Annotated in this window: 24 protein-coding genes and 3 tRNA genes; 14 read left to right on the forward strand and 13 right to left on the reverse strand. The window is 58.9% G+C overall.

Annotation, left to right across the window (positions count from 1 at the left end; translation table 11 throughout):
• Positions 1-160 precede the first annotated feature (160 nt).
• On the forward strand, positions 161-979 hold the full coding sequence (locus H7A77_RS21100; protein WP_042784370.1) for a C40 family peptidase: 819 nt from the start codon (positions 161-163) through the stop codon (positions 977-979).
• Positions 980-1,179: 200 nt separating this feature from the next.
• Positions 1,180-1,758, forward strand: a complete 579-nt coding sequence (gene sodB / locus H7A77_RS21105) for a superoxide dismutase [Fe] (RefSeq protein ID WP_004931333.1) — start codon at positions 1,180-1,182, stop codon at positions 1,756-1,758.
• Between the two features lie 64 nt (positions 1,759-1,822).
• Here the strand turns inward: sodB and H7A77_RS21110 are convergent, their stop codons facing one another.
• Positions 1,823-1,912, reverse strand: coding sequence for a YnhF family membrane protein (locus H7A77_RS21110; RefSeq protein ID WP_094143265.1), 90 nt, complete (start codon positions 1,910-1,912; stop codon positions 1,823-1,825).
• Between the two features lie 322 nt (positions 1,913-2,234).
• Here H7A77_RS21110 and purR point away from each other — a divergent pair, with 322 nt between their 5' ends.
• Positions 2,235-3,260: an HTH-type transcriptional repressor PurR gene (gene purR, locus H7A77_RS21115; protein ID WP_004931336.1), complete on the forward strand. Its 1,026-nt coding sequence runs from the start codon at positions 2,235-2,237 to the stop codon at positions 3,258-3,260.
• On the opposite strand, the gene punR is transcribed toward purR, so the two are convergent.
• The gene (gene punR / locus H7A77_RS21120) at positions 3,248-4,204 is read right to left on the reverse strand and encodes a DNA-binding transcriptional activator PunR (protein ID WP_033642916.1); all 957 of its coding nucleotides are present in this window, start codon (positions 4,202-4,204) and stop codon (positions 3,248-3,250) included. The genes purR and punR overlap by 13 nt on opposite strands.
• A gap of 123 nt (positions 4,205-4,327) precedes the next feature.
• On the opposite strand from punR, the gene punC reads away from it, so the two are divergent.
• Complete coding sequence (gene punC / locus H7A77_RS21125) at positions 4,328-5,539, forward strand: purine nucleoside transporter PunC (protein ID WP_182074604.1); 1,212 nt, start codon at positions 4,328-4,330, stop codon at positions 5,537-5,539.
• A 344-nt stretch (positions 5,540-5,883) separates the two neighbouring features.
• Positions 5,884-7,035: a cyclopropane fatty acyl phospholipid synthase gene (gene cfa, locus H7A77_RS21130; protein ID WP_033642914.1), complete on the forward strand. Its 1,152-nt coding sequence runs from the start codon at positions 5,884-5,886 to the stop codon at positions 7,033-7,035.
• Between the two features lie 72 nt (positions 7,036-7,107).
• Here cfa and H7A77_RS21135 read toward each other — a convergent pair whose 3' ends face one another.
• Entirely contained in the window at positions 7,108-7,401 is a 294-nt protein-coding gene (locus tag H7A77_RS21135; protein WP_033642913.1) for an I78 family peptidase inhibitor, read from the reverse strand.
• A gap of 54 nt (positions 7,402-7,455) precedes the next feature.
• Positions 7,456-8,106 carry a riboflavin synthase gene (locus H7A77_RS21140; protein ID WP_033642912.1) on the reverse strand — a complete coding sequence of 217 codons (651 nt, stop codon included), beginning with the start codon at positions 8,104-8,106 and terminating at the stop codon, positions 7,456-7,458.
• Positions 8,107-8,345: 239 nt separating this feature from the next.
• Between H7A77_RS21140 and H7A77_RS21145 the strand changes: the two genes are divergently transcribed.
• The 7 genes from H7A77_RS21145 to H7A77_RS21175 all read left to right on the forward strand — a co-directional run bounded on the left by H7A77_RS21145 (position 8,346) and on the right by H7A77_RS21175 (position 12,952).
• Positions 8,346-9,722, forward strand: a complete 1,377-nt coding sequence (locus H7A77_RS21145; RefSeq protein ID WP_033652604.1) for an MATE family efflux transporter — start codon at positions 8,346-8,348, stop codon at positions 9,720-9,722.
• 181 nt (positions 9,723-9,903) lie between these two features.
• Positions 9,904-9,980: transfer RNA gene (locus tag H7A77_RS21150), tRNA-Val, on the forward strand.
• Between the two features lie 20 nt (positions 9,981-10,000).
• Positions 10,001-10,077, forward strand: a tRNA-Val gene (locus H7A77_RS21155).
• Positions 10,078-10,097: 20 nt separating this feature from the next.
• Positions 10,098-10,174, forward strand: a tRNA-Val gene (locus tag H7A77_RS21160).
• A 121-nt stretch (positions 10,175-10,295) separates the two neighbouring features.
• The gene (locus H7A77_RS21165; protein ID WP_033652725.1) at positions 10,296-10,601 is read left to right on the forward strand and encodes a cupin; all 306 of its coding nucleotides are present in this window, start codon (positions 10,296-10,298) and stop codon (positions 10,599-10,601) included.
• 393 nt (positions 10,602-10,994) lie between these two features.
• Complete coding sequence (gene pykF / locus H7A77_RS21170; protein ID WP_033642909.1) at positions 10,995-12,407, forward strand: pyruvate kinase PykF; 1,413 nt, start codon at positions 10,995-10,997, stop codon at positions 12,405-12,407.
• A 308-nt stretch (positions 12,408-12,715) separates the two neighbouring features.
• Positions 12,716-12,952 (forward strand): major outer membrane lipoprotein, encoded by a 237-nt coding sequence (locus H7A77_RS21175; protein WP_004931354.1) that lies wholly within the window; start codon positions 12,716-12,718, stop codon positions 12,950-12,952.
• 140 nt (positions 12,953-13,092) lie between these two features.
• On the opposite strand, the gene H7A77_RS21180 is transcribed toward H7A77_RS21175, so the two are convergent.
• The 7 genes from H7A77_RS21180 to sufA all read right to left on the reverse strand — a co-directional run bounded on the left by H7A77_RS21180 (position 13,093) and on the right by sufA (position 20,013).
• Positions 13,093-14,106: a L,D-transpeptidase family protein gene (locus H7A77_RS21180; RefSeq protein WP_033652724.1), complete on the reverse strand. Its 1,014-nt coding sequence runs from the start codon at positions 14,104-14,106 to the stop codon at positions 13,093-13,095.
• A 298-nt stretch (positions 14,107-14,404) separates the two neighbouring features.
• Positions 14,405-14,821, reverse strand: coding sequence for a cysteine desulfuration protein SufE (sufE, locus tag H7A77_RS21185; protein WP_047026200.1), 417 nt, complete (start codon positions 14,819-14,821; stop codon positions 14,405-14,407).
• Between the two features lie 35 nt (positions 14,822-14,856).
• On the reverse strand, positions 14,857-16,083 hold the full coding sequence (sufS, locus tag H7A77_RS21190; protein WP_182074605.1) for a cysteine desulfurase SufS: 1,227 nt from the start codon (positions 16,081-16,083) through the stop codon (positions 14,857-14,859).
• A complete protein-coding gene (gene sufD, locus H7A77_RS21195; RefSeq protein WP_149543273.1) occupies positions 16,080-17,366 on the reverse strand; it encodes a Fe-S cluster assembly protein SufD in 1,287 nt (428 codons plus the stop codon). Before sufD ends, sufS begins: the two co-directional genes overlap by 4 nt.
• The gene (gene sufC, locus H7A77_RS21200; RefSeq protein WP_016927936.1) at positions 17,341-18,087 is read right to left on the reverse strand and encodes a Fe-S cluster assembly ATPase SufC; all 747 of its coding nucleotides are present in this window, start codon (positions 18,085-18,087) and stop codon (positions 17,341-17,343) included. Before sufC ends, sufD begins: the two co-directional genes overlap by 26 nt.
• Before the next feature lie 43 nt (positions 18,088-18,130).
• The gene (gene sufB / locus H7A77_RS21205; protein ID WP_182074606.1) at positions 18,131-19,627 is read right to left on the reverse strand and encodes a Fe-S cluster assembly protein SufB; all 1,497 of its coding nucleotides are present in this window, start codon (positions 19,625-19,627) and stop codon (positions 18,131-18,133) included.
• A gap of 14 nt (positions 19,628-19,641) precedes the next feature.
• A complete protein-coding gene (sufA, locus tag H7A77_RS21210; protein ID WP_004931368.1) occupies positions 19,642-20,013 on the reverse strand; it encodes a Fe-S cluster assembly scaffold SufA in 372 nt (123 codons plus the stop codon).
• A 525-nt stretch (positions 20,014-20,538) separates the two neighbouring features.
• On the opposite strand from sufA, the gene H7A77_RS21215 reads away from it, so the two are divergent.
• Complete coding sequence (locus H7A77_RS21215; RefSeq protein WP_004931369.1) at positions 20,539-20,943, forward strand: hypothetical protein; 405 nt, start codon at positions 20,539-20,541, stop codon at positions 20,941-20,943.
• A gap of 45 nt (positions 20,944-20,988) precedes the next feature.
• Here the strand turns inward: H7A77_RS21215 and H7A77_RS21220 are convergent, their stop codons facing one another.
• On the reverse strand, positions 20,989-21,405 hold the full coding sequence (locus tag H7A77_RS21220; RefSeq protein WP_182074607.1) for a hotdog fold thioesterase: 417 nt from the start codon (positions 21,403-21,405) through the stop codon (positions 20,989-20,991).
• Positions 21,402-24,458 carry an FAD-binding and (Fe-S)-binding domain-containing protein gene (locus tag H7A77_RS21225; RefSeq protein ID WP_182074608.1) on the reverse strand — a complete coding sequence of 1,019 codons (3,057 nt, stop codon included), beginning with the start codon at positions 24,456-24,458 and terminating at the stop codon, positions 21,402-21,404. Before H7A77_RS21225 ends, H7A77_RS21220 begins: the two co-directional genes overlap by 4 nt.
• Positions 24,459-24,703: 245 nt before the next feature.
• Between H7A77_RS21225 and ydiK the strand changes: the two genes are divergently transcribed.
• A complete protein-coding gene (gene ydiK / locus H7A77_RS21230; protein ID WP_042784360.1) occupies positions 24,704-25,804 on the forward strand; it encodes an AI-2E family transporter YdiK in 1,101 nt (366 codons plus the stop codon).
• Positions 25,805-26,008 lie beyond the last annotated feature (204 nt).

Below are 26,008 nucleotides of genomic sequence, written 5' to 3' on the forward strand. Positions count from 1 at the left end.
ATACACCAACAGGCTGATTTTAAACCAAAAAAAATGTCATTAACGTTTTCTCACAATATGGATTATTATTTATGAGTTCTTCGCTGTTTTATATGGCGAAATTCGGGAATACTGTAACTCTTTCGATATCCGTTTCGGGGCCAAGGTTGGTGACGTCGACATGCGTTTAATTCTTACGCTCTTTGCGCTGCTGTTTACGCAGCTCTTCTTCAATTTGGCGCACGCTGCGCCACAGGCGCGTGTTGCCGCCGAGCAGCGTAAAAGCCATGCCAATGAAGCGCGGCCCGATGACCGCAGAAAAAAGAAAGCGGATAAAGCCGCCAAAAAAGCCAAAGTGACGGCCCCCGAGAAAAAAACCAAGACCGCCAAGGTCAAAAGCGAGAAAAGCGCGAAAAAGATCGTCAGCGCCAAACCCAAGGCCAAAGCGCAGAAAACCGCCAAAATTAAAGTCACCCCGCCGAAAAAGGGCTACAAAAAAGGCTATGGCCGCCACCGCGAAGCCGGTATGGCCACCGCCAAGCTGGCGCGTGATGAAAAACCGTTGAAACTCAGCCCGGCGCACAAAAAGCGTTACCAGCACGCCAAGCAGACCGCGATGGCCAAGCTGATGGATCAGATGGGCAAGCCTTACCGCTGGGGCGGCAGCTCGCCGCGCACCGGCTTCGACTGCAGCGGCCTCATCTATTACGCCTATAAAGACGTGGTGAAAATCAAGATGCCGCGCACCGCCAACGAAATGTATCACCTGCGCGACGCGGCGCCGATCAAGAAAAGCGAACTGGAAAGCGGCGATCTGGTGTTCTTCCGCATTAACAACCGCGGCGTGGCGGATCATGTCGGCGTCTACCTCGGCAACGGCAAATTCATCCAGTCGCCGCGCACTGGCGAAGAGATCCGCATCAGCCAGCTTGATAACGACTATTGGCAGAACCACTACATCGGCGCTCGCCGCGTAGTAACGCCGAAAACCATCCGTTAATTCCCTGCTCTTCGCGGTTGCGGCCTCGGCCGCAACCGCCTGCTCAAGCTATCGCCCATCGCACTCCCCCACGCGCATTTCTCGCTTTTCCTCCTGTTTTTTATGATGAAAATTGTTAAGATTGAATGACCACAATAAAAAACGGCCCATCCGGCGTTCGCCCCGGCGAGAAGCTGAATGGCGCTGTAAAGGAGGAAGCAATGTCGTTTGAATTACCTGCATTACCGTATGAGAAAAACGCGCTCGAGCCGCACATCTCCGCCGAGACTCTGGAATACCACTACGGCAAACACCACAACACCTACGTGGTTAACCTGAACAACCTGGTGAAAGGCAGCGAGTTCGAAGGCAAATCGCTCGAAGAGATCATCAAGACCTCTAACGGCGGCGTGTTCAACAACGCCGCGCAGGTGTGGAACCACACCTTCTACTGGCACTGCCTGTCGCCACAGGGCGGCGGTGAACCGCAGGGCGAACTGGCGGCGGCGATCGTCAAATCCTTCGGCTCTTTCGCTGCGTTCAAAGAGCAGTTCACCGATGCCGCCGTGAAAAACTTCGGTGCCGGCTGGACCTGGCTGGTAAAAAAACCGGACGGCGCGCTGGCGATCGTCAACACTTCCAACGCGGCAACCCCGCTGACCGGCGAAGACAAACCGCTGCTGACCGTTGACGTGTGGGAACACGCGTATTACATCGATTACCGCAATGCGCGTCCAAAATACCTGGAAAACTTCTGGGCGTTGGTCAACTGGACCTTCGCGGCGGAAAACCTGGCGTAAGCGCAGGCCTTGCCTAAGTGATGAGGCGCAGCTTGGCTGCGCCTTTTTTAAAACTGGCGGGAAATCAGTTCAACGCGGCGACAAAGCTGAAAGCGATGATCATCGCCAATGCGCAAACGGTGGTGAACAGCGACATCTTCAGATCGGTATCCATGACAACTCCTTTAAAATGGGCTTTCCTAAGGATAAAAGGCGCACAATTAGTACGTCAAATCATTTTCCCACAGTTCGCCGATAAAATCTTGTTATCATTTCCCGGTTTATAATCTCGATTACCTCTTCCACTTTTGTTCAATATGCGACAAAATTCGCAGTTCACAACTGCGTACCGGCATTCATGCCCCTCCTGATTAAGCGCTGACGACTTCAACACTAAAAACTCAGTTTTCGCTTCTCTGGAGAAGGATCTACGTAGGCAAACGATTAACATCACACTTACATGCTGTAAACATGTGAGTTCAGGAGTCATTCCTTACATGGCAACGATTAAAGATGTGGCCAAACGCGCGGGCGTTTCCACCACCACCGTTTCGCACGTCATCAATAAGACTCGTTTCGTCGCCGAAGAGACCAAAGCGGCCGTGTGGGCCGCCATCAAAGAGCTGCACTACTCGCCGAGCGCCGTGGCGCGCAGCCTGAAAGTCAATCACACCAAGTCTATCGGTCTGCTGGCCACCTCGAGCGAAGCGCCCTACTTTGCCGAAGTGATCGAGGCGGTGGAAAACAGCTGCTACAGCAAAGGCTATACCCTGATCCTGTGCAACTCGCACAACAATCTGGACAAACAGCGCGCCTACCTGGCGATGCTGGCGCAAAAGCGCGTCGACGGCCTGCTGGTCATGTGTTCCGAATACCCGGATCAGCTGCTGGGCATGCTGGAAGACTACCGCAACATCCCGATGGTGGTAATGGACTGGGGCGCCGCGCGCGGCGACTTCACCGACACCATCATCGATAACGCGTTCGAAGGCGGCTATCTGGCCGGCCGTTACCTGATCGAGCGCGGCCACCGCGATATCGGCGCTATCCCGGGCCAGCTGTCGCGCAACACCGGCGGCGGCCGTCATCAGGGCTTTATGAAGGCGCTGCAGGAAGCGCATATCGATATTCGCGAAGAGTGGATAGTCCAGGGTGACTTCGAGCCGGAGTCCGGTTACAAGGCGATGCATCAAATTCTGTCGCAGAAACAGCGACCGACCGCGGTATTCTGCGGCGGCGACATCATGGCGATGGGCGCCATCTGCGCCGCCGACGAACTGGGGCTGCGGGTGCCGCAGGATATTTCCGTGATCGGCTACGACAACGTGCGCAACGCCCGCTACTTCACCCCGGCGCTGACCACCATTCATCAGCCGAAAGAACGTCTGGGCGAAATGGCCTTCACCATGCTGCTGGATCGCATCATCAGCAAGCGCGAAGAATCGCAGGTGATCGAAGTGCATCCGAAACTGGTCGAACGCCGTTCGGTCGCCGACGGTCCGTTCATCGACTACCGCCGCTGATCGTCCTCCCTACCGGAAGCCGGCGCGGCTTCCGGTGCCGCCTCACTCAGCCACTCCTGATTCAGCGTCTCGCCATCGCCCAAATACGCCAGCAGCCAGCTCATCGCCGGTGACGGTTTATCCTGTTGCCAGGTCAGGCAGCAGGGGCTGGCGGGAAACGGCTGCTGCAACTGCAACGCCTTCAGCTCACCGCGCTGCACCCGCGGCAGCGCCAGATGCGCCGGCATCATGCCGACGCACAATCCGGCGCACAAACAGTCGAGCGCCGAGGTCCAGTCCGGCACCACCAGCCGCCGCTGGTTATCCAGCGTCCAGGTGACGCGCTTGGGCAGATTGCGCGAGGTGTCTTCCAGACAAAGCGCAGGGTACGGCCTCAACCGATCGTCATTCAACGGCCCTGCCAGCTGCGCCAACGGGTGCTGTGGGCTGACTACGCACAGCCAGTTCATATCCCCCATGTCGCGGAAAGCGAAGCCGCCGCCGACCGGCACCGCGCGGGTGGCGCCAATCGCCATGTCCGCCCTGCCGTCCACCAACGCATCCCACACGCCGTTAAACACCTCGGGTTGCAGCATCAACTCGACGTCGGGGAAATGGCGGTAGAAATCCAGCACCAGCTGGCGGCTGCGCTGCGGTTTGACGATGATGTCCACCGCGATATTCAGCTGACCGCGCCAACCGTTGGCCACCTGTTGACAGTGGCGGCGGGTGTCGAGCATTTTTTTGATAACAGCTCGCGCATCCTTGATAAACAGCGCGCCGGCCGGCGTCAGTTCCACATCTCGGTGACGCCGCTCAAACAGCGGCACCGCCAGCCATTGCTCCAGCTGCCGCACGGTATAACTTACCGCCGACGGCACCCGGTGCAGCTCCTGCGCCGCCGCGCTGAAACTGCCGGTGCGCGCCACCGCATCAACGACCTCGAGAGAATATTCAGACCACATCGCTTTGCCTTCAATTTTTTTAACAGCACTTTGCAAATATTACCGTTTCACAAGCAGAGATCCAGCCGGATACACTGGCCGGCGCTAAAAACCTGCGACACTAAAATATTAACGAGAAATACCATGCGAAATTCCTTTGGTTTTATGTTCTACCTCGCCGGCCTGAGCATGCTGGGTTATCTGGCGACCGATATGTACCTGCCCGCCTTCGGCGCCATGCGGGAGGAACTGCAAATTTCCGCCGGCGCGGTCAGCGCCAGCCTGAGCATCTTTTTGGCCGGCTTCGCCTTCGCGCAGCTGCTGTGGGGGCCGCTCTCCGACCGTCTGGGACGCAAACCGGTATTGTTGATTGGCCTGACGCTGTTCGCGCTCGGCTGCCTGGGCATGCTGTGGGTGGAAAATGCCGCGCAGCTCTGGATACTGCGCTTTATTCAGGCCATAGGCGTCTGTTCCGCCGCCGCCATCTGGCAAGCGCTGGTGGTTGACCGCTATCGTGAAGGCCAGGCCAACCGCGTATTCGCCACCATCATGCCGCTGGTGGCACTATCGCCGGCGCTGGCGCCGCTGCTGGGCGCCTGGCTGCTGAACCACGCCAGCTGGCGCGCGATCTTCGCCGTGCTGCTGGCCATCACCGCCTTGTTGCTGCTGCCGACGCTGCTGCTCAAAGAGAACGCCAGGCCAAAACCCGCCGTCGACGCGCCAAAAAGCAGCGTCAGTTTTTGGCAATTATTGAAATCCCCGGTATTCAGCGGCAATGTCGCCATGTACGCCGCCTGTTCGGCCGGTTTCTTCGCCTGGCTGACCGGCTCGCCGTTTATCCTCGGTGATATGGGCTACGGCCCGAGCGACATCGGCCTGAGCTATGTGCCGCAGACGCTGGCCTTCCTGCTGGGCGGTTACGGGTGCCGCGCCGCGCTCAAGCGCATCAATGGCAAAACCCTGCTGCCGTGGCTGCTGGTAGCTTATGCTGTCAGCATGGTGGCCCTGTATCTGGTGGCGACCCTGACCAATCCGACGCTCACCACGCTCCTGATCCCGTTCTGCGTGATGGCGCTGGTCAACGGCGCCGGCTATCCGATCATGGTGGCCAACGCGCTGATGCCGTTCCCGGACAGCAGCGGCAAAGCCGCCGCGCTGCAAAATACGCTGCAGCTGGGGCTGTGTTTCGTGGCGAGCATGCTGGTATCGACGTTTATTGCGCAGCCGCTGTTGGCGACGGTGACGGTGATGGTGTCCACGGTGATACTGGCCGCGCTGGGGTATTTCCTGCAGCGGGGAAAAGCGGCCAAGGCGCCGCAAGAAACGCCGCGCGAACATGCTAACTCAGCGTCATAATTGCCAAGCTAAATAATCACTTAAAGAATATGCGTGCCGAGTGCGATTTACAGTTGAGTCAATGCCTCGGCGCGCCTATACTCAAAAACAACCTTGTAAAGTAACACCTTATAATCTCTATATCTCAATTAGCTGTTGTGTACGCGTCTTGCGTCACACTCTTTTTTTGAAGAGGCGTTTATCCTGCGCCGTTTGCGTCGGGTCGCTTCTTTAAATTTCCTCTGTTCATAGTCGGATATCAGACGCCGCGGGCTTATTTCCCGTCGGTATACGTATGCACCCGCAGAAATTGTCTAAGCTGTTTCCTAACGGGTCATCAGTCAGAAGAAGGTGATGGAGAAGCTATGAGTTCATCGTGTATAGAAGATCTGAGCATCCAGGATAACCAGTGGTACCGTATCGCGCACGAAATGCTCGGTCTGGCCGGTATCGAAATTAACGGATCGCGCCCTTTCGATATTCAGGTTAAAAACCCCGAATTCTTTAAACGCGTTTTGCAGCAAGGCTCCCTGGGTCTCGGCGAGAGCTATATGGATGGTTGGTGGGAATGCGAGCGGCTGGATATATTCTTCCAGCGCGTGGTCAGCGCCGGGCTGGAGAAGAAGCTCCCCCACCACCTGAAAGATACCCTGCGTATCGCCGCGGCGCGCCTGACCAATCTGCAATCGAAAAAGCGCGCCTGGATCGTCGGCAAAGAGCATTACGATCTTGGCAACGATCTGTTTACGCTGATGCTCGATCCTTACATGCAGTACTCCTGCGGTTACTGGAAAGACGCCGCCACGCTGGAGGAAGCGCAAGAAGCGAAACTGCGGATGATCTGCGAAAAACTGCAGCTGCAGCCGGGCATGCGCTTGCTGGACATCGGCTGCGGCTGGGGCGGCCTCTCCGCCTATGCGGCGAAAAATTACGGCGTGTCGGTGGTCGGCGTGACCATTTCCGCCGAGCAGCAGAAGCTGGCTCAGGCACGCTGCGCCGGGCTGGACGTGCAGATCCTGCTGCAGGACTATCGTGATCTGCATCAGCAGTTCGATCGCATCGTCTCGGTCGGCATGTTCGAGCACGTCGGGCCGAAAAACTATCGCACCTATTTCAACGTGGTAGAGCGCAATCTGGCGCCGCACGGCCTGTTCCTGCTGCACACCATCGGTTCCAACAAGACCGACATGAACGTCGATCCGTGGATCAACAAATATATCTTCCCGAACGGCTGCCTGCCCTCGGTGAGGCATATCGCCGAGGCCAGCGAAGGCCATTTCGTGATGGAAGACTGGCACAACATCGGCGCCGACTACGATCGCACGCTGATGGCCTGGTTCGAGCGCTTCAAGCAGGCGTGGCCGCAGCTTGCTCCACGTTATTCCGAGCGCTTCGAGCGGATGTTCAGCTATTACCTGAACGCCTGCGCCGGCGCGTTTCGGGCGCGCGATCTGCAGCTGTGGCAGGTGGTGTTCAGCCCGAAAGGCGTTGAAGGCGGCATCCGCGTCGCACGCTGAACGCTCCCCTAATAAAAAAAGCCCCGGCAACCTCATCGCCGGGGCTTTTTTTGCTCTTTCGAACCAGGCGGCTTAGCCGCAGTAAACGCGGATGATTTTATCGTTGCTATCGCCGAGGAAGTTCAGACGGCGCAGGTTGAAATCCATGGTGACGGCAGAGTTGTACGGAATGGCGCGCACCTTGGATTCGATCCGCACGCCTTCCAGCGACGTCATCGGCTTGCCGACGTAGTTTTGATACTGCGAAGCGCCGCAGGTATCGTCCGCATCGGCCACTTGCGCGCCGCCGCCCTGCTCAGGTGAACTGCTGCAGGCGCTCAGCGCCAGCAACGCGGTTAACAACAACGTTTTCCCATAAAACTTCACGCGTTTCTCCTCTCTGCTTATGATTCGACTCCGGCGGCAACGCCCGAATCGCTGTCAGTCTTTGTGCGCCGGCGCCACCGCCGCCGCCAGCGTCGCTTCCCGATTGGCCAGCACGCGTTCGACGGTGTCCACTACCGCCTGCGTCTGCGGATCGATCTCGATGTTCACCTTATCGCCCAGGCGTTTTTTACCCAGCGTAGTGCGCTCCAGGGTTTCCGGGATCAGATGCACGCAGAAACGGTTATTCACCACTTCGCCGATGGTCAGGCTAATGCCGTCGATGCCGATGAAACCTTTGTGCAGCACATATTTCATCAATTCCGCATTCGGCATGCGCAACCATACCTGACGGTTATTTTCCGAGGTATAAATTTTGGCCACTTCCGCCGTGCAGATAATATGGCCGGACATCAAATGACCGCCAATTTCATCATTGAATTTCGCCGCGCGCTCGATATTGACGATGTCGCCCAACGCCAGATCGCCGAGGTTGGTCAGGCGCAACGTTTCCTTGATCAAATCGAAGCTGACGCGGTTGCCTTCCACCGCGGTGACGGTCAGGCAGCAGCCGTTATGGGCCACCGACGCGCCCAGCTCCAGCCCCGGCAGCAGTTCTGCAGGCATCTCGATCACATGGGTGCGGAAATTGGGTTTCTCATCAATGGCGACCAGCGGCGCGGTGCCTTGTACGATACCGGTGAACATATGTGCCTCTTCTTACTCAATAGATTAAAACGCTTCCGGCAGTTTGCCCCAGTTGGCGCTGAAAACCAAATCCGCGACGGCAAAAAACGCGTCCCTGCGCATTTAATAACTATTTATCTGCGGCGTTTGCTTAACGACGCCGAGCAGGTACAATATTTTTGACAAAATTCCGCTATTTTAATTGTTGTCCTCTCGCGGCAGCCCTCCCTCCCACATATATAAAATAGAAAGGTGTATGCGTGCAGAAGTACTTAATTGAAGCGCGTAGTTTATTGGCTCTCGCTATCCCGGTGATCATCGCGCAAATCTCGCAAACCGCCATGGGCGTGGTGGATACCATCATGGCCGGCGCTTACAGCGCCACCGATATGGCGGCGGTTGCGGTCGGCACCTCTATCTGGCTACCGGCCATCCTGTTCGGCCACGGCCTGCTGCTGGCGCTGACCCCGGTGATCGCCCAGTTAAACGGCGCCGGCCGTCGCGATCGTATCGCCCATCAGGTGCGTCAGGGCTTCTGGCTGGCCTCCGGCGTTTCCGTGCTGTTGATCGTCGTGCTGTATAACTGCAAATTCGTCATCGACATGATGCACAACATCGATCCGCAGCTGGCGGATAAAGCCGTCGGTTATCTGCACGCCATCATGTGGGGCGCGCCGGGCTATCTGTTCTTCCAGGTGATGCGCAACCAATGCGAAGGGCTGTCCAAAACCAAGCCCGGCATGGTGATCGGCTTCCTCGGCCTGCTGGTGAATATCCCGATCAACTACATCTTCATCTACGGCAAGTTCGGCATGCCGGAGCTAGGCGGCGTGGGCTGCGGCGTCGCGACCGGCAGCGTCTACTGGATCATGTTCCTGATGATGCGCTGGTACGTGAAGCGCGCGCCGTCGCAGCGCGACATCAAGCGCCAGGCAGGCGATCTCGGCGGCCCGGACTGGGCGGCGCTGAAGCGCCTGATCGGCATCGGCATGCCGGTGGCGCTGGCGCTGTTCTTCGAAGTCACCCTGTTCGCCGTGGTGGCGCTGCTGGTGTCGCCGCTCGGGATCGTCGCGGTCGCCGGCCACCAGATCGCGCTTAACTTCAGCGCGCTGATGTTCGTGTTGCCGCTGTCGCTGGGCGTCGGCGCCACCATTCGCGTCGGTTATCGTCTGGGAGAAGGGTCGGTAGAAGGCGCGCGCGTCGCCGCATACTCCGCCATCGGCGTCGGCATCACCATGGCCGTCTGCACTGCGCTGTTTACCGCCACCTTCCGCGAACCGATCGCCCTGCTGTACAACGACAGCCCGGCGGTGGTGGCGATGGCCTCGCAGCTGATGCTGCTGGCGGCGCTGTATCAAATCTCGGATTCAATCCAGGTGATCGGCAGCGGCGTGCTGCGCGGTTATAAAGATACTCGCGCGATCTTCTTCATCACCTTCATCGCTTACTGGGTGTTGGGCCTGCCGAGCGGCTATCTGCTGGCGCTGACCGATGCGGTGGTGCCGGCGATGGGGCCGAGCGGTTTCTGGATCGGCTTTATCATCGGCCTGACCTTCGCCGCCATCATGATGGCGCTGCGCATGCGCTGGCTGCAGAAACAGCCGACCACCGTCATCCTGCAGCGTTCTACCCGCTGAGTCCGTTCCCGGCCGGTTTTCTCCCCGGCCGGGCAGCGGGTTGCGGAAAAAAACGCCTGTCTGCGCACAACCTCAGCAATCGCGTGAAATACCGAATAAAATTGCGTTTTTCCCCTTGCCAGCACGCGGGTAGCTCGTTAATATTCGTCCCCGCTGTCAGCCATGACAGACAGGAAAAGATGCGTCCGTAGCTCAGTTGGTTAGAGCACCACCTTGACATGGTGGGGGTCGGTGGTTCGAGTCCACTCGGACGCACCAAATTCCAGAAGCAGTACAGTGCGTCCGTAGCTCAGTTGGTTAGAGCACCACCTTGACATGGTGGGGGTCGGTGGTTCGAGTCCACTCGGACGCACCAAATTTCAGAAGCAGTGCAGTGCGTCCGTAGCTCAGTTGGTTAGAGCACCACCTTGACATGGTGGGGGTCGGTGGTTCGAGTCCACTCGGACGCACCATATTGCTGATTCACCTCTCCCCCTATCGCGTTATAATTCTCGCTGTTTCGTCTCTGCCCGACCGCTCGATTTTTCATGTCGATTGCGCCGAACTACCGCCATCAGCCATCAGGAACGCCACATGACCACTTTCACCGCCAACACCGCCTTTTTACCGCTCGACAATGGCCTTGCCCGTCGTGAAGGCGTGATGAGCGACGGTTCGCCGGCAGCGGAAGTGCGTTTCGAGACCGGGGCCTTCGGCCAGCTGCAAAAACCCGCGCACGCGCTGCAAACCCGGGTGATATCGGGTGAATTCGAGTTCACCCTCGGCGGCGACACGCGGACAGTGCGGGCCGGCGAGAGCCTGACCCTGCCGGCCAACGTCGCCAGCGGCTGCTTCTGCCTGAGCGCCGGTGTGCTGCTGGAAATCCCGCAAACGCGCTAAGCCGCATTTACAGCAAGGTTATTTGCGCAACAAGCTGTACGCAACGCGTTGCATTTGCGCCACATTTGCCCTCGTTCTGACATATCCGCCGCACCGCCGCGGTTTTTTATTTTGTTTCCCGCCGCTTAGCCTTTATAATGCGCAACGTCTATCAGTTGAATGGTTTCAGCCCTTGATCTGCGAAAACGCAATAACAACACGATTTAATCTCACCCCGTTGCGCAGCATCCCCGCGCCCCCGCGCGGGCTGAATTTTTCCGCCCCACATCAACTGTCGTCACCTATCCTTAACTATGTTTTTCACCACCAGGCACGGCTCAAATTCCCTATCGGCGTAAACAACGCCGGTCAAATTCGTTTTTTTATCCATCACAACTTGTAGAAAACTCCGCCATGAAAAAGACCAAAATTGTTTGTACCATCGGTCCAAAAACCGAATCGGAAGAAATGCTGACCAACCTGCTCAATGCGGGCATGAACGTGATGCGTCTCAACTTCTCTCACGGCGACTATGAAGAGCACGGCAACCGCATTAAGAACATGCGCGCCGTGATGGCGAAAACCGGTATCAACGCCGGCATCCTGCTGGATACCAAAGGCCCGGAAATTCGCACCATGAAACTGGAAGGCGGCAAAGACGCCTCTCTGGTCGCCGGCCAAACCTTCACCTTCACCACCGACCAGAGCGTGATCGGCAACAGCGAACGCGTGGCGGTGACTTACGCCGGCTTCGCCGCCGACCTGAAGATCGGCAACACCGTGCTGGTTGACGACGGCCTGATCGGCATGGAAGTCACCAACGTGACCGAGAACGAAGTCGTTTGCAAGGTGCTGAACAACGGCGACCTGGGCGAGAACAAAGGCGTCAACCTGCCGGGCGTGTCCATCCAGCTGCCTGCGCTGGCCGAGAAAGACAAACGCGACCTGATCTTCGGCTGCGAGCAAGGCGTCGACTTCGTGGCGGCGTCCTTTATCCGTAAACGCTCCGACGTGCTGGAGATCCGCGAGCACCTGAAAGCGCACGGCGGCGAGCAGATCCAGATCATCTCCAAGATCGAGAACCAGGAAGGCCTGAACAACTTCGACGAAATTCTCGAAGCGTCCGACGGCATCATGGTTGCCCGCGGCGATCTGGGCGTTGAAATCCCGGTAGAAGAAGTGATCTTCGCCCAGAAGATGATGATCGAAAAATGCAACCGTGCGCGTAAAGTGGTGATCACCGCCACCCAGATGCTCGATTCCATGATCAAGAACCCGCGCCCTACCCGTGCGGAAGCCGGTGACGTCGCCAACGCCATTCTGGACGGCACCGACGCCGTCATGCTGTCCGGCGAAAGCGCCAAGGGCAAATACCCGCTGGAAGCGGTCAACATCATGGCGACCATCTGCGAACGCACCGATCGCGTGATGCCAAGCCGCATCGATACCCTGAACGATCGCCGCAAGCTGCGCATCACCGAAGCGGTATGCCGCGGCGCGGTTGAAACCGCCGAAAAACTGGACGCGCCGCTGATCGTCGTCGCCACCAGCGGCGGCAAGTCAGCGAAATCCGTGCGTAAATACTTCCCGAACGCCGTGATCCTGGCGCTGACCACCAACCAGACCACCGCGCATCAACTGGTGCTGAGCAAGGGCGTTATCCCGCAGATGGTCAAAGAAATCGCCTCCACCGACGACTTCTACCGCATCGGTAAAGAAGCCGCGCTGGCCAGCGGCCTGGCGCAAAAAGGCGACGTCGTGGTGATGGTTTCCGGCGCGCTGGTGCCGAGCGGCACCACCAACACCGCCTCGGTACACGTGCTGTAATATAAAACGTGACATAATTATCTTGATCAAAACGCCGCTTTGCGGCGTTTTTTTTATCGGCAGTAAACTATTTTTCTCAAAACGCAACCGCGATCTGCTCATTATTTAGCTAATAACAAATCGGAGTAGTCCCATGGAAGCCGGCTGTTTTCCCTCGTTTTTTTAACTAATTTGTAAAACCAGATGCAAGTTTGAGCGAACGATCAAAATAAAGCACCTCAACACTAAAAAATTATTCTCTTTCGAAAAAAGTTTGTGTAATACTTGTAACGCTACATGGAGATTAACTCAATCTAGAGGGTGTTATAATGAATCGTACTAAACTGGTACTGGGCGCGGTAATCCTGGGTTCCACTCTGCTGGCTGGCTGCTCTAGCAACGCTAAAATCGATCAACTGTCTTCTGACGTTCAGACTCTGAACGCTAAAGTTGATCAGCTGAGCAACGACGTGAACGCAATGCGTTCTGACGTTCAAGCGGCTAAAGACGACGCAGCACGCGCTAACCAGCGTCTGGACAACCAAGCTCACGCTTACAAAAAGTAAGATAGCTTTGGTTATTGAAAACGGCGCACATTGTGCGCCGTTTTTTTTTGCCTGTTTGTCGCCTGGGCTTTCCAGCTCTGCAGGCAAAAAAAAGAGGTTCAGCACGCTGAACCCCTCTTCGACCGCTCAATCCGGCAACCTTAGTTCACCGAGCTGATTGGCGCTGCCTTGAATGGGCTCTTATTCGCCGCAGGAGCCGCTGCAGGCGTTAAACTCACCTCAGACGGGCTCTCCCCTACGTTGACCAGCACCGGCATGCCAGAGCGGCGTACAACCGCGCTATCGAACACGGCGCGATCGGTTTGCCCATCGGCAGCAAAGGCTTTCTCCGCTTTAGACAACGCGATCGGCATGGTCTGCGGATCGTCGCTTTCCACACGCGACAGCGGCTGGTGCACTTCCACATAGCGTTTGCCGTCCGGCTCGACCGAAATCTTCACCGGATCGTTGATCACTTGCACCCGCGTACCGCGCGGCACCATGTTGAACAGCGCCTCGATATCCGTCGGACGCAGGCGAATACAGCCGGAGCTGACGCGCATGCCGATACCGAAGTTGGCGTTGGTGCCGTGGATCAGGTATTCACCGCGCCCCATCGCCAGACGCAGGGCGAACAGCCCCATCGGGTTCTCAGGGCCGGCCGGCACCACCGCAGGCAGCGTCACACCCTGGGATTGATAGCGCTTGCGGATGTTGGCGGTGGGCGTCCAGGTCGGGTTAGGGATCTTCTGGCTGATGGAAGTTACCTCCAGCGGCGTGTGCATCCCGGTCTGGCCGATACCGATCGGATAGACGATCACTTTATTCTCGCCTTTCGGATAGTAGTAAAGGCGCAGCTCGGCCAGGTTGACGATGATCCCTTCACGCTTGGTGTCAGGCAGCAGCATTTGGGTCGGAATGGTCAGCACCGTACCCGGCTTAGGCAGGAACGGATCGGTGCCAGGGTTGGCTTCCAGCATGCCCAGCAGGCCAATCTTGTAGTCGGCGGCGATCGCCTCCAGCGGACGGCCGTCGTTTGGCACGGTATAAGTGGTGTTTTCACCGATCAGACGGCTGTCCGGCGGCGGCAGCGGGTATTCGGTCGCACTGGCGGCCTGCGTGCCGGCCAGTACGGTGGCGAAGACCATGCCCATTAAACTCAACGCACGTTTCATTATCATCCCTATATTTTTTATGACGGTTCGCCCCCAAGGCTAACGAGCGCCTGGCGGTGGGTAAATCAGACAATACCTGATTAATACTAGCAACGCTGGCATCAAAGGCAATAAGTTCTCTAAAAATCAACACGTTATAACGTAATCGCCGTCGCTGATTGTCAACGAAACGTCAATGGGTAAGCTGCTGAAATATCACTGAATTGGGGGATGAATCCTGGGGAAAACGGCGGATTGTAAAGACTCATTGACAAAGCGAATATATCAATGAGCCTTTAAAGAGCAGTGGCGTTAAGGATCAGGCCAGCTGAGCGGCTTTACTGCGAATGGCGCGGATCATCGCCTCCAGCCCCTGCGAGCGCGAAGGCGTCAGATGTTGGCTGAGCGCCAGCTCGGTGAAAAACGGCCGCACGTCGAGCTCGACGATTTGCTGTGGCGTCAATTGACGATAAAGAATAAACACCACCGCCAGCAGCCCTTTGACGATCGCCGCGTCGCTATCGCCATGGAATTCGACCTGCCCTTGCTCATCGCGGCGCATCACGATCCACACCTGGCTCTGGCAGCCGGAAATCAGGTTCTCGGCCTGGCGCTCGGCCTCGTCCAGCGGCGGCAATTTGGCACCGAGTTCAATCACGTACAGGTATTTCTCCTCCCAGTTCAAACAGCGGGAGAAATTACGCACCAATTTGTCTTTGTCCGGCAAATTCGCCATGGGGATCCTTTTGTACCGCCGAGGGCGCGCCCCGGCTAGCCTAACAGCTGATGAATGCGTTGCAGCCCGGCCACCAGCCGGTCCACCTCTTCGCGGGTATTATATAACGCCAGCGACGCGCGGCACATGCTCGGCACCTGATAAAACGCCATCAGCGGCATGGCGCAATGGTGGCCGGTGCGAATGGCGATGCCGTACTGATCGAGGAAGCTGCCGACGTCATAGGCATGGTGTTCCCCCAAATTGAAGGCGATCACCCCGGCCCGATGCGCCGGACCATAGATTTTCAGCGTCGGCACCTGCTTGAGCGCCTCAAGCGCGTAATGCATCAGCGACTGTTCATAATCGCGGATCGCATTCAGCCCCAGGGCTTCGACGTAATCGAACGCCGCGCCCAGCCCCATGATGCCGGCGGTGTTCGGCGAACCGGCCTCGAAGCGCCAGGGCGGATCGGCGAAGGTGGTGCCCGCCGTCAGGCTGACCTGACGGATCATCGAACCGCCCCCTTCCCACGGCGGCATCTGCTGCAGGAGCGCCTGGCGCCCATACAGCATGCCGATGCCGGAAGGGCCATACAGCTTATGCCCGGAAAACACGTAAAAATCGCAGTCCAGCGCTTGAACATCGACGCGCTGGTGCATCACCGCCTGCGCGCCGTCCACCAGCACGGTCAGATCCGGCGCCAGGGCTCTGGCGCGGGCGATGATGTCGCGCACCGGGTTGACGGTGCCCAGCACGTTGGAGACCTCGGTCAGCGCCAGCAGTTTACAGGACGCGTCGACCAGTTCCGGCAACCGCGCCAGATCCAGCGTGCCGTCGGTCTGCAGCGGCCAAACCCGCAGCTGCAGACCGCGCTCCTGCGCCAGCATCTGCCAGGGCACGATGTTGGCGTGGTGCTCCATCTCGGTGATGAGAATCGCGTCGCCCGGCTGCAGCCGGTGGCGGCCAAAGCTGTTGGCCACCAGGTTAATGCCTTCGGTGGTGCCCTTGACGAACACCATCTCTTCCGCCGAGGCGGCGTTGATAAAGCGCGCCGCCTGTTCCCGCACCGCTTCCATCTGCTGAGTCGCCTCGGCGCTCAGGGTGTGGATGCCGCGATGCACCGCGGCATAGCCGTGGCGATAGAAATCCAGTTCGCGGTCGATCACCGTCTGCGGTTTCTGCGCGCTGGCGGCGCTGTCGAGGTAGGCCAGCGGTTGGCCGTTCACCTCGCGCGCCAGCAGCGGGAAGTCACCACGCACGCGTTCAATCGGATAACTCATGCAGCCTCCCCCGGCAGGCGCTGGGCGATGCGCGCCAGCACCCGTTCCCGGATGGTGTCGTTGGCGATGCCTTCGGTCAGCTCGGCGGCGAAGGCGAAGATAATCATCTGCTGCGCCGCGCGTTTGTCGATGCCGCGCGACTGCAGATAAAACAGCTGTTCTTCATCGATACGCCCCACGGTGGCGCCGTGGCTGCACTTGACGTCGTCAGCGTAGATCTCCAGCTGCGGCTTGGTATCCACTTCCGCCACTTTCCCCAACAACAGATTGTGGTTGGTCATCTGCCCGTCGGTTTTGATGGCGTGTTTGGCCACTTTGATCATGCCGTTGAACACCGCTTTGCCGCGATCGCTGACCACGGTTTTATGCAGCTGGCGGCTTTCGCAGTAGCCCTTGTTGTGTTCCAGATAGGTGCGGGTATCGCAGATCTCCTTGCCCACCGGCAGCACCAGGCTGTTGATCACCAGATTGGCACCTTCGCCGTTCAGCTGCGCGCTGGTGTTGTGGCGCGTCAGGCCTGCGCCCAACAGGAAGCTGTCGCTTTTCACCCGCGCGTCGCGGCCGATGACCAGATCGTTATGGGCAAAGTGGTAGCTCGGCCGGCTTTCAAACGCCAGCTTGCAGTGCAACAGCCCGGCGTTGTCCGCCACGTTGGCGGTCAGGCGCGCGCCGGTAAAGTGCGCGGCCTCGCCCAAGCTGACATAGTGTTCAATCACTTCCGCCTCGGCCCCGCGCCCGATCTCCAGATGATGACGATGATGCACGGTATTCACTTCCCCCGTCACGCCGCGGCCGCTGCTGATATGCAGCAGGTACAGCGGCCGTGTGGGGGCTTTACCGGCCGGCAGACGGATCAGGCTGGTTTCCTGCGCCAGGCTTTCGGTCAGATGCAGGAAGACTTCGGGCTGAATGGGCTCCGGCAGCGCCTGCGGCGTGCCGTAGGCGGTCAGCTCGAACTGGTAGTCGCCCAGATCGCCATCGCTGAGCGCGGCACTGTAGCGACCGTCGATAAACACCAGCCGGCAGGCGTCGATACCGAGCGCCAGCGCCTCGAGCTGCGCGGCGTTCACGGATGCGGGCTGCGGCTCAAGGAAGTGCTGCTCCAGCAGCCCCTCGAGCGGCGTGTATTTCCAGTTCTCATGTTTGCGCGTCGGCCAGCCGAGTCTCAGCGCCTGCTGCCAGTGCGCCAGCGCATGGGGCGAACGCTCGCCGCCGCGGCCTTCGAACAGACGATACAGCTGCTGCAACGCGTTGGCGTTACTGTTGGTCGGTAAGCCAGCCATAGCCTTGCTCCTCCAACTGTTTCACCAGCGAGAAATCGCCGGATTTGACGATGCGCCCCTGGGACAGCACGTGTACGTAATCCGGCTGGATGTAGTCCAAAATGCGCTGGTAGTGCGTGACGATGATAAAGGCGCGCTTGCCGTCCCGCAGCGAGTTGACGCCGTTGGCGACGATTTTGAGCGCATCGATGTCCAGACCGGAGTCGGTTTCATCGAGAATGCACAGATCCGGCTCCAGCGCTGCCATCTGCAGAATGTCGTTGCGCTTTTTCTCGCCGCCGGAAAAGCCGACGTTGACCGAACGCGTCAGCAGATCGGCCGGCATATCCAGCAGCGCGATTTTCTCTTCGATGAAATCGGCGAAGTCAAAACGATCCAGCGGCTCCTGCTCGCGGTATTTGCGCACCGCGTTGACCGAGGTCTGCAGGAAGAAGTGGTTGCTGACGCCGGGGATCTCCACCGGGTACTGGAAGGCCAGAAACACGCCTTCGCCCGCGCGATCTTCCGGATCCAACTCCAGCAGGTCCTTGCCCTTGAAGGTGACTTCCCCTTCGGTCACTTCGTACTCTTCACGCCCGGCCAGCGTGGCGGAGAGCGTGCTCTTGCCCGAGCCGTTCGGCCCCATGATGGCGTGCACTTCGCCCGGTTTGATCTCCAGATCCAATCCCTTGAGGATCTCGTTGCCTTCCACGCTGACTTTCAAATTCTTGATGCTTAACATGCTGTGTCCTCAGATAGCGCCGACGGCGCTAAAAATGCGGCGATTAGCCTACGCTGTGTTCCAGGCTGATGGCCAAAAGTTTCTGCGCCTCGACGGCGAACTCCAGCGGCAGCTCGGAGAAAACGTCCTTGCAGAAACCGTTGACGATCATCGAAATGGCGTCATCCTCGCTGATGCCCCGCTGCAGGCAGTAGAACAGCTGGTCGTCGCCAATCTTCGAGGTGGTGGCTTCGTGTTCCAGCTGCGCGCTGTTGTTGCGCGCTTCAACGTAAGGGAACGTGTGGGCGCCGCTGTCCGGCCCGATCAACATCGAGTCGCACTGGGTAAAGTTACGGGCGTTTTCCGCCCCCGGCAGGATTTTCACCAGGCCGCGATAGGTGTTCTCGCTGTGCCCGGCGGAAATGCCTTTGGCGATGATGGTCGACCTGGTGTTTTTGCCGATGTGAATCATCTTGGTGCCGGTGTCCGCCTGCTGATGGCCGCTGGTCAGCGCCACCGAGAAGAATTCGCCGATCGAATTGTCGCCCTGCAGGATCACGCTCGGGTATTTCCAGGTGATGGCCGAGCCGGTTTCCGACTGGGTCCAGGACATTTTCGACCCGGCGCCTTCGCACAGCGCGCGCTTGGTGACGAAGTTGAGGATGCCGCCCTTGCTGTCGCCGCCGGAGAACCAGTTCTGCACCGTCGAGTATTTCACTTCGGCGTCTTTATGCAGGATCACTTCCACCACCGCCGCGTGCAGCTGATAGCTGTCGCGAACCGGGGCGGAACAGCCTTCGATGTAGCTGACGTAGCTGCCTTCGTCGGCGATCAGGATGGTGCGCTCGAACTGGCCGGTTTTGGCGGCGTTGATACGGAAATAGGTCGACAGCTCCATCGGACAGCGCACGCCCTTCGGCACGTAGACGAAGGTGCCGTCGGAGGCCACCGCGGCGTTCAGCGCGGCGAAGAAGTTATCGTTGGACGGCACCACGCGCCCCAGATACTGGCGCACCAGATCCGGGTATTCCTGGATCGCTTCGCCGAACGAGCAGAAGATCACCCCGCTCTCCGCCAGTTTTTCACGGTAAGTGGTGGCGACCGAGACCGAGTCGAAGATAGCGTCCACCGCCACCTCGCTGCCCTCGCGCACCGGCACGCCGAGCTGGTTAAACGCCAGCTCCACTTCGCTGGTCAGGTAATCTTTTTCCGTCGCCGCGCCCGGTTGCTGCTCGGCGCCGGGCTGCGAACCGCAGGCGTCGTCGCAGCTGCCGCAGGACGGCGCCGAATAGTAACTGTAGTCCTGGTAGTTAAGGCGTTCGTAATTGGCCTTCAGCCAGTGCGGCTCTTCCATCTGCAGCCAGGCGCGGTAGGCCTCGAGGCGGAATTCCAGCATCCACTCGGGTTCGTTGCGCTTGGCCGAAATGGCGCGCACCACCTCTTCGTTGATGCCCTTGGCCAACTCATCGGTTGCCAGCTGGGTGAAGAAACCTTCTTTGTAGCGAACTTCGCTGACCCAAGCCTGCACTTCATTAGGCATTTCTACATTGCTTCGTGTCATGTTGATTGCATCGCTCAAACGCCAAAACTCTCGCCGCACCCGCAGGCATGCTGAGCTTTAGGGTTATTGAATTTGAATATCTGATTCAGCCCTTCGCGGACATAATCTACCGTGGTGCCGTCAATAAACGGCATCGCCTTCAGCGGCACATAGAGTTTGGCGCCGTCGCGCTCAAACAGCAGATCGTCATCGGCGGGTTCGCGGGTCAGATCCAGCACATAGGCAAAGCCGGCGCAGCCGGATTGTTTTACCCCTAGCTGCAGCCCTTTCACCTGCGGATCCTGCTGCATCAGTTTCGTTATTTGTCGTACGGCGCTGTCGCTTAGCGAAATGCCTTGCCAGACATTCTCGTCCAAAGAAAAAGTGCCGACATTTTCCGTTTGCATAGGGTCTACCTCACACTCGTGTTTGGCCACAGCCAATCTGGGTTACTTATATGTTAGTGATAACGATTATCACTTCAACCGTTTGTTTTGCGGGGGTATCCGCCGCGAGCGCGGTTTTTCGCTGCGGCGTGCGGCAAGCCAGCGGGACATCCGTGGCGGCTTGCGGCGTGTGGCGGCAAGGCGTGCATGCTATCCCTATGAATTTGTTCTTTATCCTGCATCACCGTACCGCACTCCCCGGTGGCCCGTCAGCGTTACAGCGCCGCCGTGCGTTGCCGATCTAAACATTCATAGAAAATACCTATTTCTGCATTCTGTCTGTCGTAAATGTGCGTTTATCGGCATTTTGCGCCGCGGCGCAAGGCGCGGCCTTTAAGTTAAAGTTTAGTCGCTCTGGGTTAAGTTGGGCCGTCGATGGCCTTTTACCCCCATGGAATGAAAAAACGCTGCCACGGGGATTGATCGGCAACGCGGCAGTTTATATGATAATGATTATCATTCAATTTGAATTTGAGCGCGAAGCCAATGACTCTTTCGATCAACGCATGGTTGCTGGGCAAGATTGATGACTACAAATTCAGCGTGCGCGACGCCACGGTGGACTTTTATATGGCCGAAGCGGCGCTGCGCCGCCCGGAATGCAATATTGATCATCTGAAGCGGTACAACAGCGTCAGCCTCACCATGGCCAATCTGTGCCTGGAGAACGGCGATGATGACAGCTATCTGCACGCGCTCAGCAAGCTGCACAACCGGCTGATCGTCGAGATCAACAATCCGCAGCGCTGCCAGCTGTTTCGGGTGCAAAGCTACCACTTCGCCCGCCACACGCTGACGCTGATCTGCCAAAAATATGCGATGGAAGGCACCTGGGAGAAGGCGAACGCGTTTCAGAAGGACTTCGTCAAACGCGTGCCGTTTCAGCTGTAAAACGAAGCGCTCCGCAGGCCGATCGCCTGCGGAAACCGGCGGGGATCAGTCGATGACCGCCGTGGTCAGACGCGAGGTGCAGCACAGCCGATCGCACGCGTCGAAGATCTCTATCTGCCACACCTGATGACGGCGGCCAACGTGCAGCGCGCGGCACACCCCGCGCACCTGGCCATCGAACACCGCCCGCAGGTGGTTGGCGTTGATCTCCAGCCCCACCACCTTCTGTTCGCCTTCGCTGCACAGGTAGCCGGCCATCGATCCCATCGATTCCGCCAGCACCACCGACGCCCCGCCGTGCAGCAGCCCGAACGGCTGCCGGGTGCGGCCGTCCACCGGCATGGTGGCTTCCAGGAAATCCTCGCCCAGCTGAGTAAACTCGATGCCCACATGGCTGACCATGCAGCCGTCGCCGGCGCGGTTCAGCTGCTCCAGCGATGTTTCACGTTTCCACAATTTCACTCAATCATCTCCAGAAGTGCCTGTAATGGGTGGCGCACGCCATTGCCCTCGATGCGTTTCACCTGGCTGCGGCAGGAATAACCGGTCGCCAGGCAGCGCTGACGCGGCAAACGCTGCAGCGTCGGATGCCATGATAGCTCATAAATGCCGAGCGAGTTTTGCAGGTTCTTGGCTTCATGGCCGTAAGTGCCGGCCATGCCGCAGCAGCCGACGCTGACGTTCTCCAGTTTGGCGCCGAAGCGGGCGAAGATCGCCGCCCACTGTTGGCCGCTGGCCGGCAGCGCGGTGGTTTCGGTGCAGTGACCGAACAGATACCAGGGTTCGCCGGTCGCCGGCTGTTCGGCGCGATCCGCGATCCGCTGTTGCAACCATTCATGCACCAGCTGCACCTGGAAATCGCCGCGCTCGGCGCCGAGGATCTCGCGGTATTCGTCGCGATAGCACAGCACCAGCGCCGGATCGACGCCCACCAGCGGCATGCCGAGCTGCGCCACGCGGTTGAGGAAATCGGCGGTTTTGCGCGCGGTGCGGGCAAAGCGCGTCAGGAAGCCCTTCACATGCTGCGCCTTGCCGTTCGGCGAGAACGGCAGCAGCACCGGTTTATAGCCGAGCTTTTCCACCAGCCGGACGAAATCCGCCACCACTTTGGCGTCGTAATAGCTGGTGAACGGATCCTGAACAATCAGCACGTGTTCTTCGCGTTGCTCGGCGTTCAACCCTTCCAACTGTTCCAGCGTCAGCGTGGTCGCCCGGTGGCCTGACAGCTGCTGACGCAGCGTCGGGCTGGACAACAGCGGCAGATCGACCATGCCGACGGCGTTGCGGCTCATCTCCCGCAGCCACGGCTGGCGGAAGAAGAAGTTGAACACCTTCGGCGCGCGGGCCATCAACGGGGTATAGCTCTCTACGCCGGCGACCATGTAGTCGCTCACCGGGCGCAGGTAGCGGGTATGGTAAAGCTGCAGGAAGCGCGAACGGAACCCCGGCACGTCAATTTTGATCGGGCACTGGGTGGAACAGGCCTTGCAGGCCAGACAGCCGGACATCGCCTCTTTCACTTCGTGCGAAAAGTCGTACTCGCCCTTGCCGGCATGCCAGCTGTTGCGGGTTTTCTCGATTAGACCGCGCAAGCTGAGGCGCTGCTGCGGCAGCTGTTTCTCCAGCGCCAACGGATCGACGCCCTGCTCGGCCAACAGACGCAGCCACTCGCGCACCAGCGTCGCCCGCCCTTTCGGCGAATGAATGCGGTTGCCGCTGATCTTCATCGACGGGCACATCGGGCTGCGCACGTCAAAGTTGAAGCACAGGCCGTTGCCGTTACACTCCAGCGCGCCGCGGAACGAGGTGCGCACCTCAACCGGGATCTGGCGATCGAAGGTGCCGCGTTTGACCGCATCCACCTGCATCATCGGCGCATCCACCGCCAGCGGCGCACAGATCTTGCCCGGGTTAAGACGGTTATCCGGATCGAACGCCGTCTTGATGCGGCGCAGCTCCTCGTACAGCGTTTCCCCGAAGAATTCAGGGCTGTACTCGGCGCGGAACCCCTTGCCGTGCTCGCCCCACAGCAGGCCGCCGTATTTGGCGGTGAGCGCCACCACCCGATCGGAGATCTGCTTCATCAGCACTTCCTGCTGGGGGTCGCACATGTCGAGCGCCGGACGCACGTGCAGCACCCCGGCATCGACGTGGCCGAACATGCCATAGCTCAGCTTGTGGTCGTCGAGCAGTTGGCGGAACTCGACGATATAGTCCGCCAGGTGCTGCGGCGGCACGCAAGTATCCTCGGCGAACGGGATCGGCTTGGCGCGCCCTTTGGCGTTGCCCAGCAGCCCGACCGCCTTCTTGCGCATGTTGTAAATGCGCTCGATGCCCGCCAGGTCGCCGCAGATCTGGTACCCGATCACGCCGGCCTGCCGCTGGGCGATCAGTTCATCCAGCCGTTGGCACAGGGTCTCCATCTGGCCGTCTATCAGCGCGCGATCGTCGCCGGCGAATTCGACGATGTTCAGCCCAAGCATCTCTTTATCCGGCACGTCGGCGATCAGTTCGCTTACCGAATGCCAAACGATATCTTCACGCGCCAGATTCAGCACCTTGGAGTCGATGGTTTCCACCGACAGCGCCTTGGCCTCGACCATAAAGGGCGCATTGCGCAGCGCCGAGTCGAAGGAGTCGTATTTCACGTTAACCAGACGACGCACCTTCGGCAGCGGCGTGATGTCCAGCCGCGCTTCGGTGATAAAGGCCAGCGTGCCTTCCGCACCGGTGAGGATGCGCGTCAGATCGAAGGTTTGCAGATCGTCGCTCAGCACGTGGCGCAGATCGTAACCGGTGAGGAAGCGGTTGAGTTTGGGGAATTTTTCCAGGATCAGCGCGCGCTGCTCGCGGCAGCGATTCAGCACCGTGCGGTAGATGCGCCCTTCGGCTGTCTCTTCCAGGGCAATCGTTTCCGCCAGCGCCGTCGGCATGGCGCGGGTGTCGATCATCTCGCCGCCCAGCAGCACCGCCCGCAGGCCCAACACGTGATCGGAGGTTTTACCGTATACCAGCGAGCCCTGGCCGGAGGCGTCGGTATTGATCATGCCGCCCAAGGTGGCGCGGTTGCTGGTGGACAGTTCCGGCGAGAAGAAGTAGCCGAACGGCCGCAAATATTGATTCAGCTGATCCTTGATGACCCCGGCTTCGACTTTCACCCAGCCCTGTTCGACGTTGATCTCCAGAATGCGGTTCATATGACGCGACATATCGACCACGATGCCGGTATTAAGCGACTGACCGTTGGTGCCGGTGCCGCCGCCGCGCGGGCTGAAAGTCAGCGTATTGAAACGCTCTTCCCCCGCCAGGCGGGCGATCAGCGCCACGTCGGCGGTGGAACGGGGAAACACCACCGCATCGGGCAACAGCTGGTAAATGCTGTTGTCGGTGGCCATCGTCAGCCGGTCGGCGTAGCTGGTGGCGGTATCGCCGTTGAATCCGTTTTGCTTCAGTGCTTCCAAAAAGTCGAGCACCCGTTGAACGAGGCCGGGCGCCTGAGAAATCTGTGGGATCATTCGCTTTTTTGACCCTGTCCGTCTATTTTTTATGCGCTGATGTACGCTGAATCGGGCCTTTAATTCAGACCCACCCTATTTTTTAGTGACACTAAAAACTAACATACTCGTTTAGTGAAGGCATTCACATTATTACCGCCCTGCGAGCGCCGCCACAGGCGGCCGCCCGGCGGTGATAAACCGACCGACAGGCACCCCGATTCGCCGGTGCCAGGGATTTAATTGACCAGGATGAGAACCCACTGATGCCACTCCCGCAATCGCGTTACGACTTACCGCGAATTATTTTCGGCGTGCTGTTTATCGCCATCATGATCGTCGCCTGTTTCTGGGTGATCCAACCGTTTATTCTCGGCTTCGCCTGGGCGGGCATGGTGGTCATCGCCACCTGGCCGCTGCTGCTCAAACTGCAAAAGCTGCTGTGGGGCCGCCGCTCGCTGGCGGTGCTGGTCATGACCCTGCTGTTGATCCTGCTGTTCATTCTGCCCATCTCCCTGCTGATCAGCAGCGTGGTGGATAACAGCGCGCCGTTGATCGCCTGGGCCAGCTCGCCAGGCAAGCTGCATATTCCCGACCTCGCCTGGCTGCAATCCGTCCCGATGATCGGCGACAAGCTCTATACCAGCTACCATACGCTGGTTAACGCCGGCGGCGCCGCGCTGCTGGCGAAGGTACAGCCATACTTCGGCCAGACCGCCACCTGGTTCGTGGCGCAGGCGGCGCATATCGGCCGCCTGCTGCTGCACTGCGCGCTGATGCTGCTGTTCAGCGCCTTGTTGTACGCGCGCGGCGAACAGGTCGCGCTGGGTATCCGTCACTTTGCGGTGCGCCTCGGTTCCGCGCGCGGCGATGCGGCGGTGCTGCTGGGCGGCCAGGCGATCCGCGCGGTCGCGCTGGGCGTGGTCGTGACGGCGCTGGTGCAGTCGGTGCTGGGCGGCATCGGTCTGGCGGTAAGCGGCATTCCGGCCGCCACCCTGTTGACGATGCTGATCTTCATCTGCTGTGTGGCGCAATTGGGGCCGCTGTTGGTGCTGGTGCCGGCCATCATTTGGCTGTACTGGCACGGCGACACCACCTGGGGCACCGTGCTGCTGGTCTGGAGCTGCGTGGTGGCCACGCTGGATAACGTGCTGCGCCCGGTGCTGATCCGCATGGGCGCCGATCTGCCGCTGCTGCTGATCCTGTCCGGCGTTATCGGCGGTTTGCTGGCCTTCGGCATGATCGGCCTGTTCATCGGCCCGGTAGTGTTGGCGGTGTCTTATCGCCTGCTGACCGCCTGGATGGATGAAGCGCCGGAGCCGACCACCGCGCCGGAGCAAGTGATCGAAGAACTGGAAAAACGTTAATCGCCCTCCCTTCCGCCCGCATCGCCGGGCGGAAGAGTTTCCCCTCTCACTACGCCTACCTCATTCGGGTAATATCTTCGCCAAATATAATGCCGTTGTTTATTGATTAAGGCGCGGCAAATGGAAAGGTGCAATGTAAATCCGTGTTTGCTGCAAAATGCAAAAAGAGATAACGCCCGCAAATAAATGGTGATACCGCTATCG

Origin of the sequence: Serratia sp. ME47 (genome assembly GCF_903970925.1) — a bacterium.
GTDB classification, from domain to species: domain Bacteria; phylum Pseudomonadota; class Gammaproteobacteria; order Enterobacterales; family Enterobacteriaceae; genus Serratia; species Serratia ureilytica.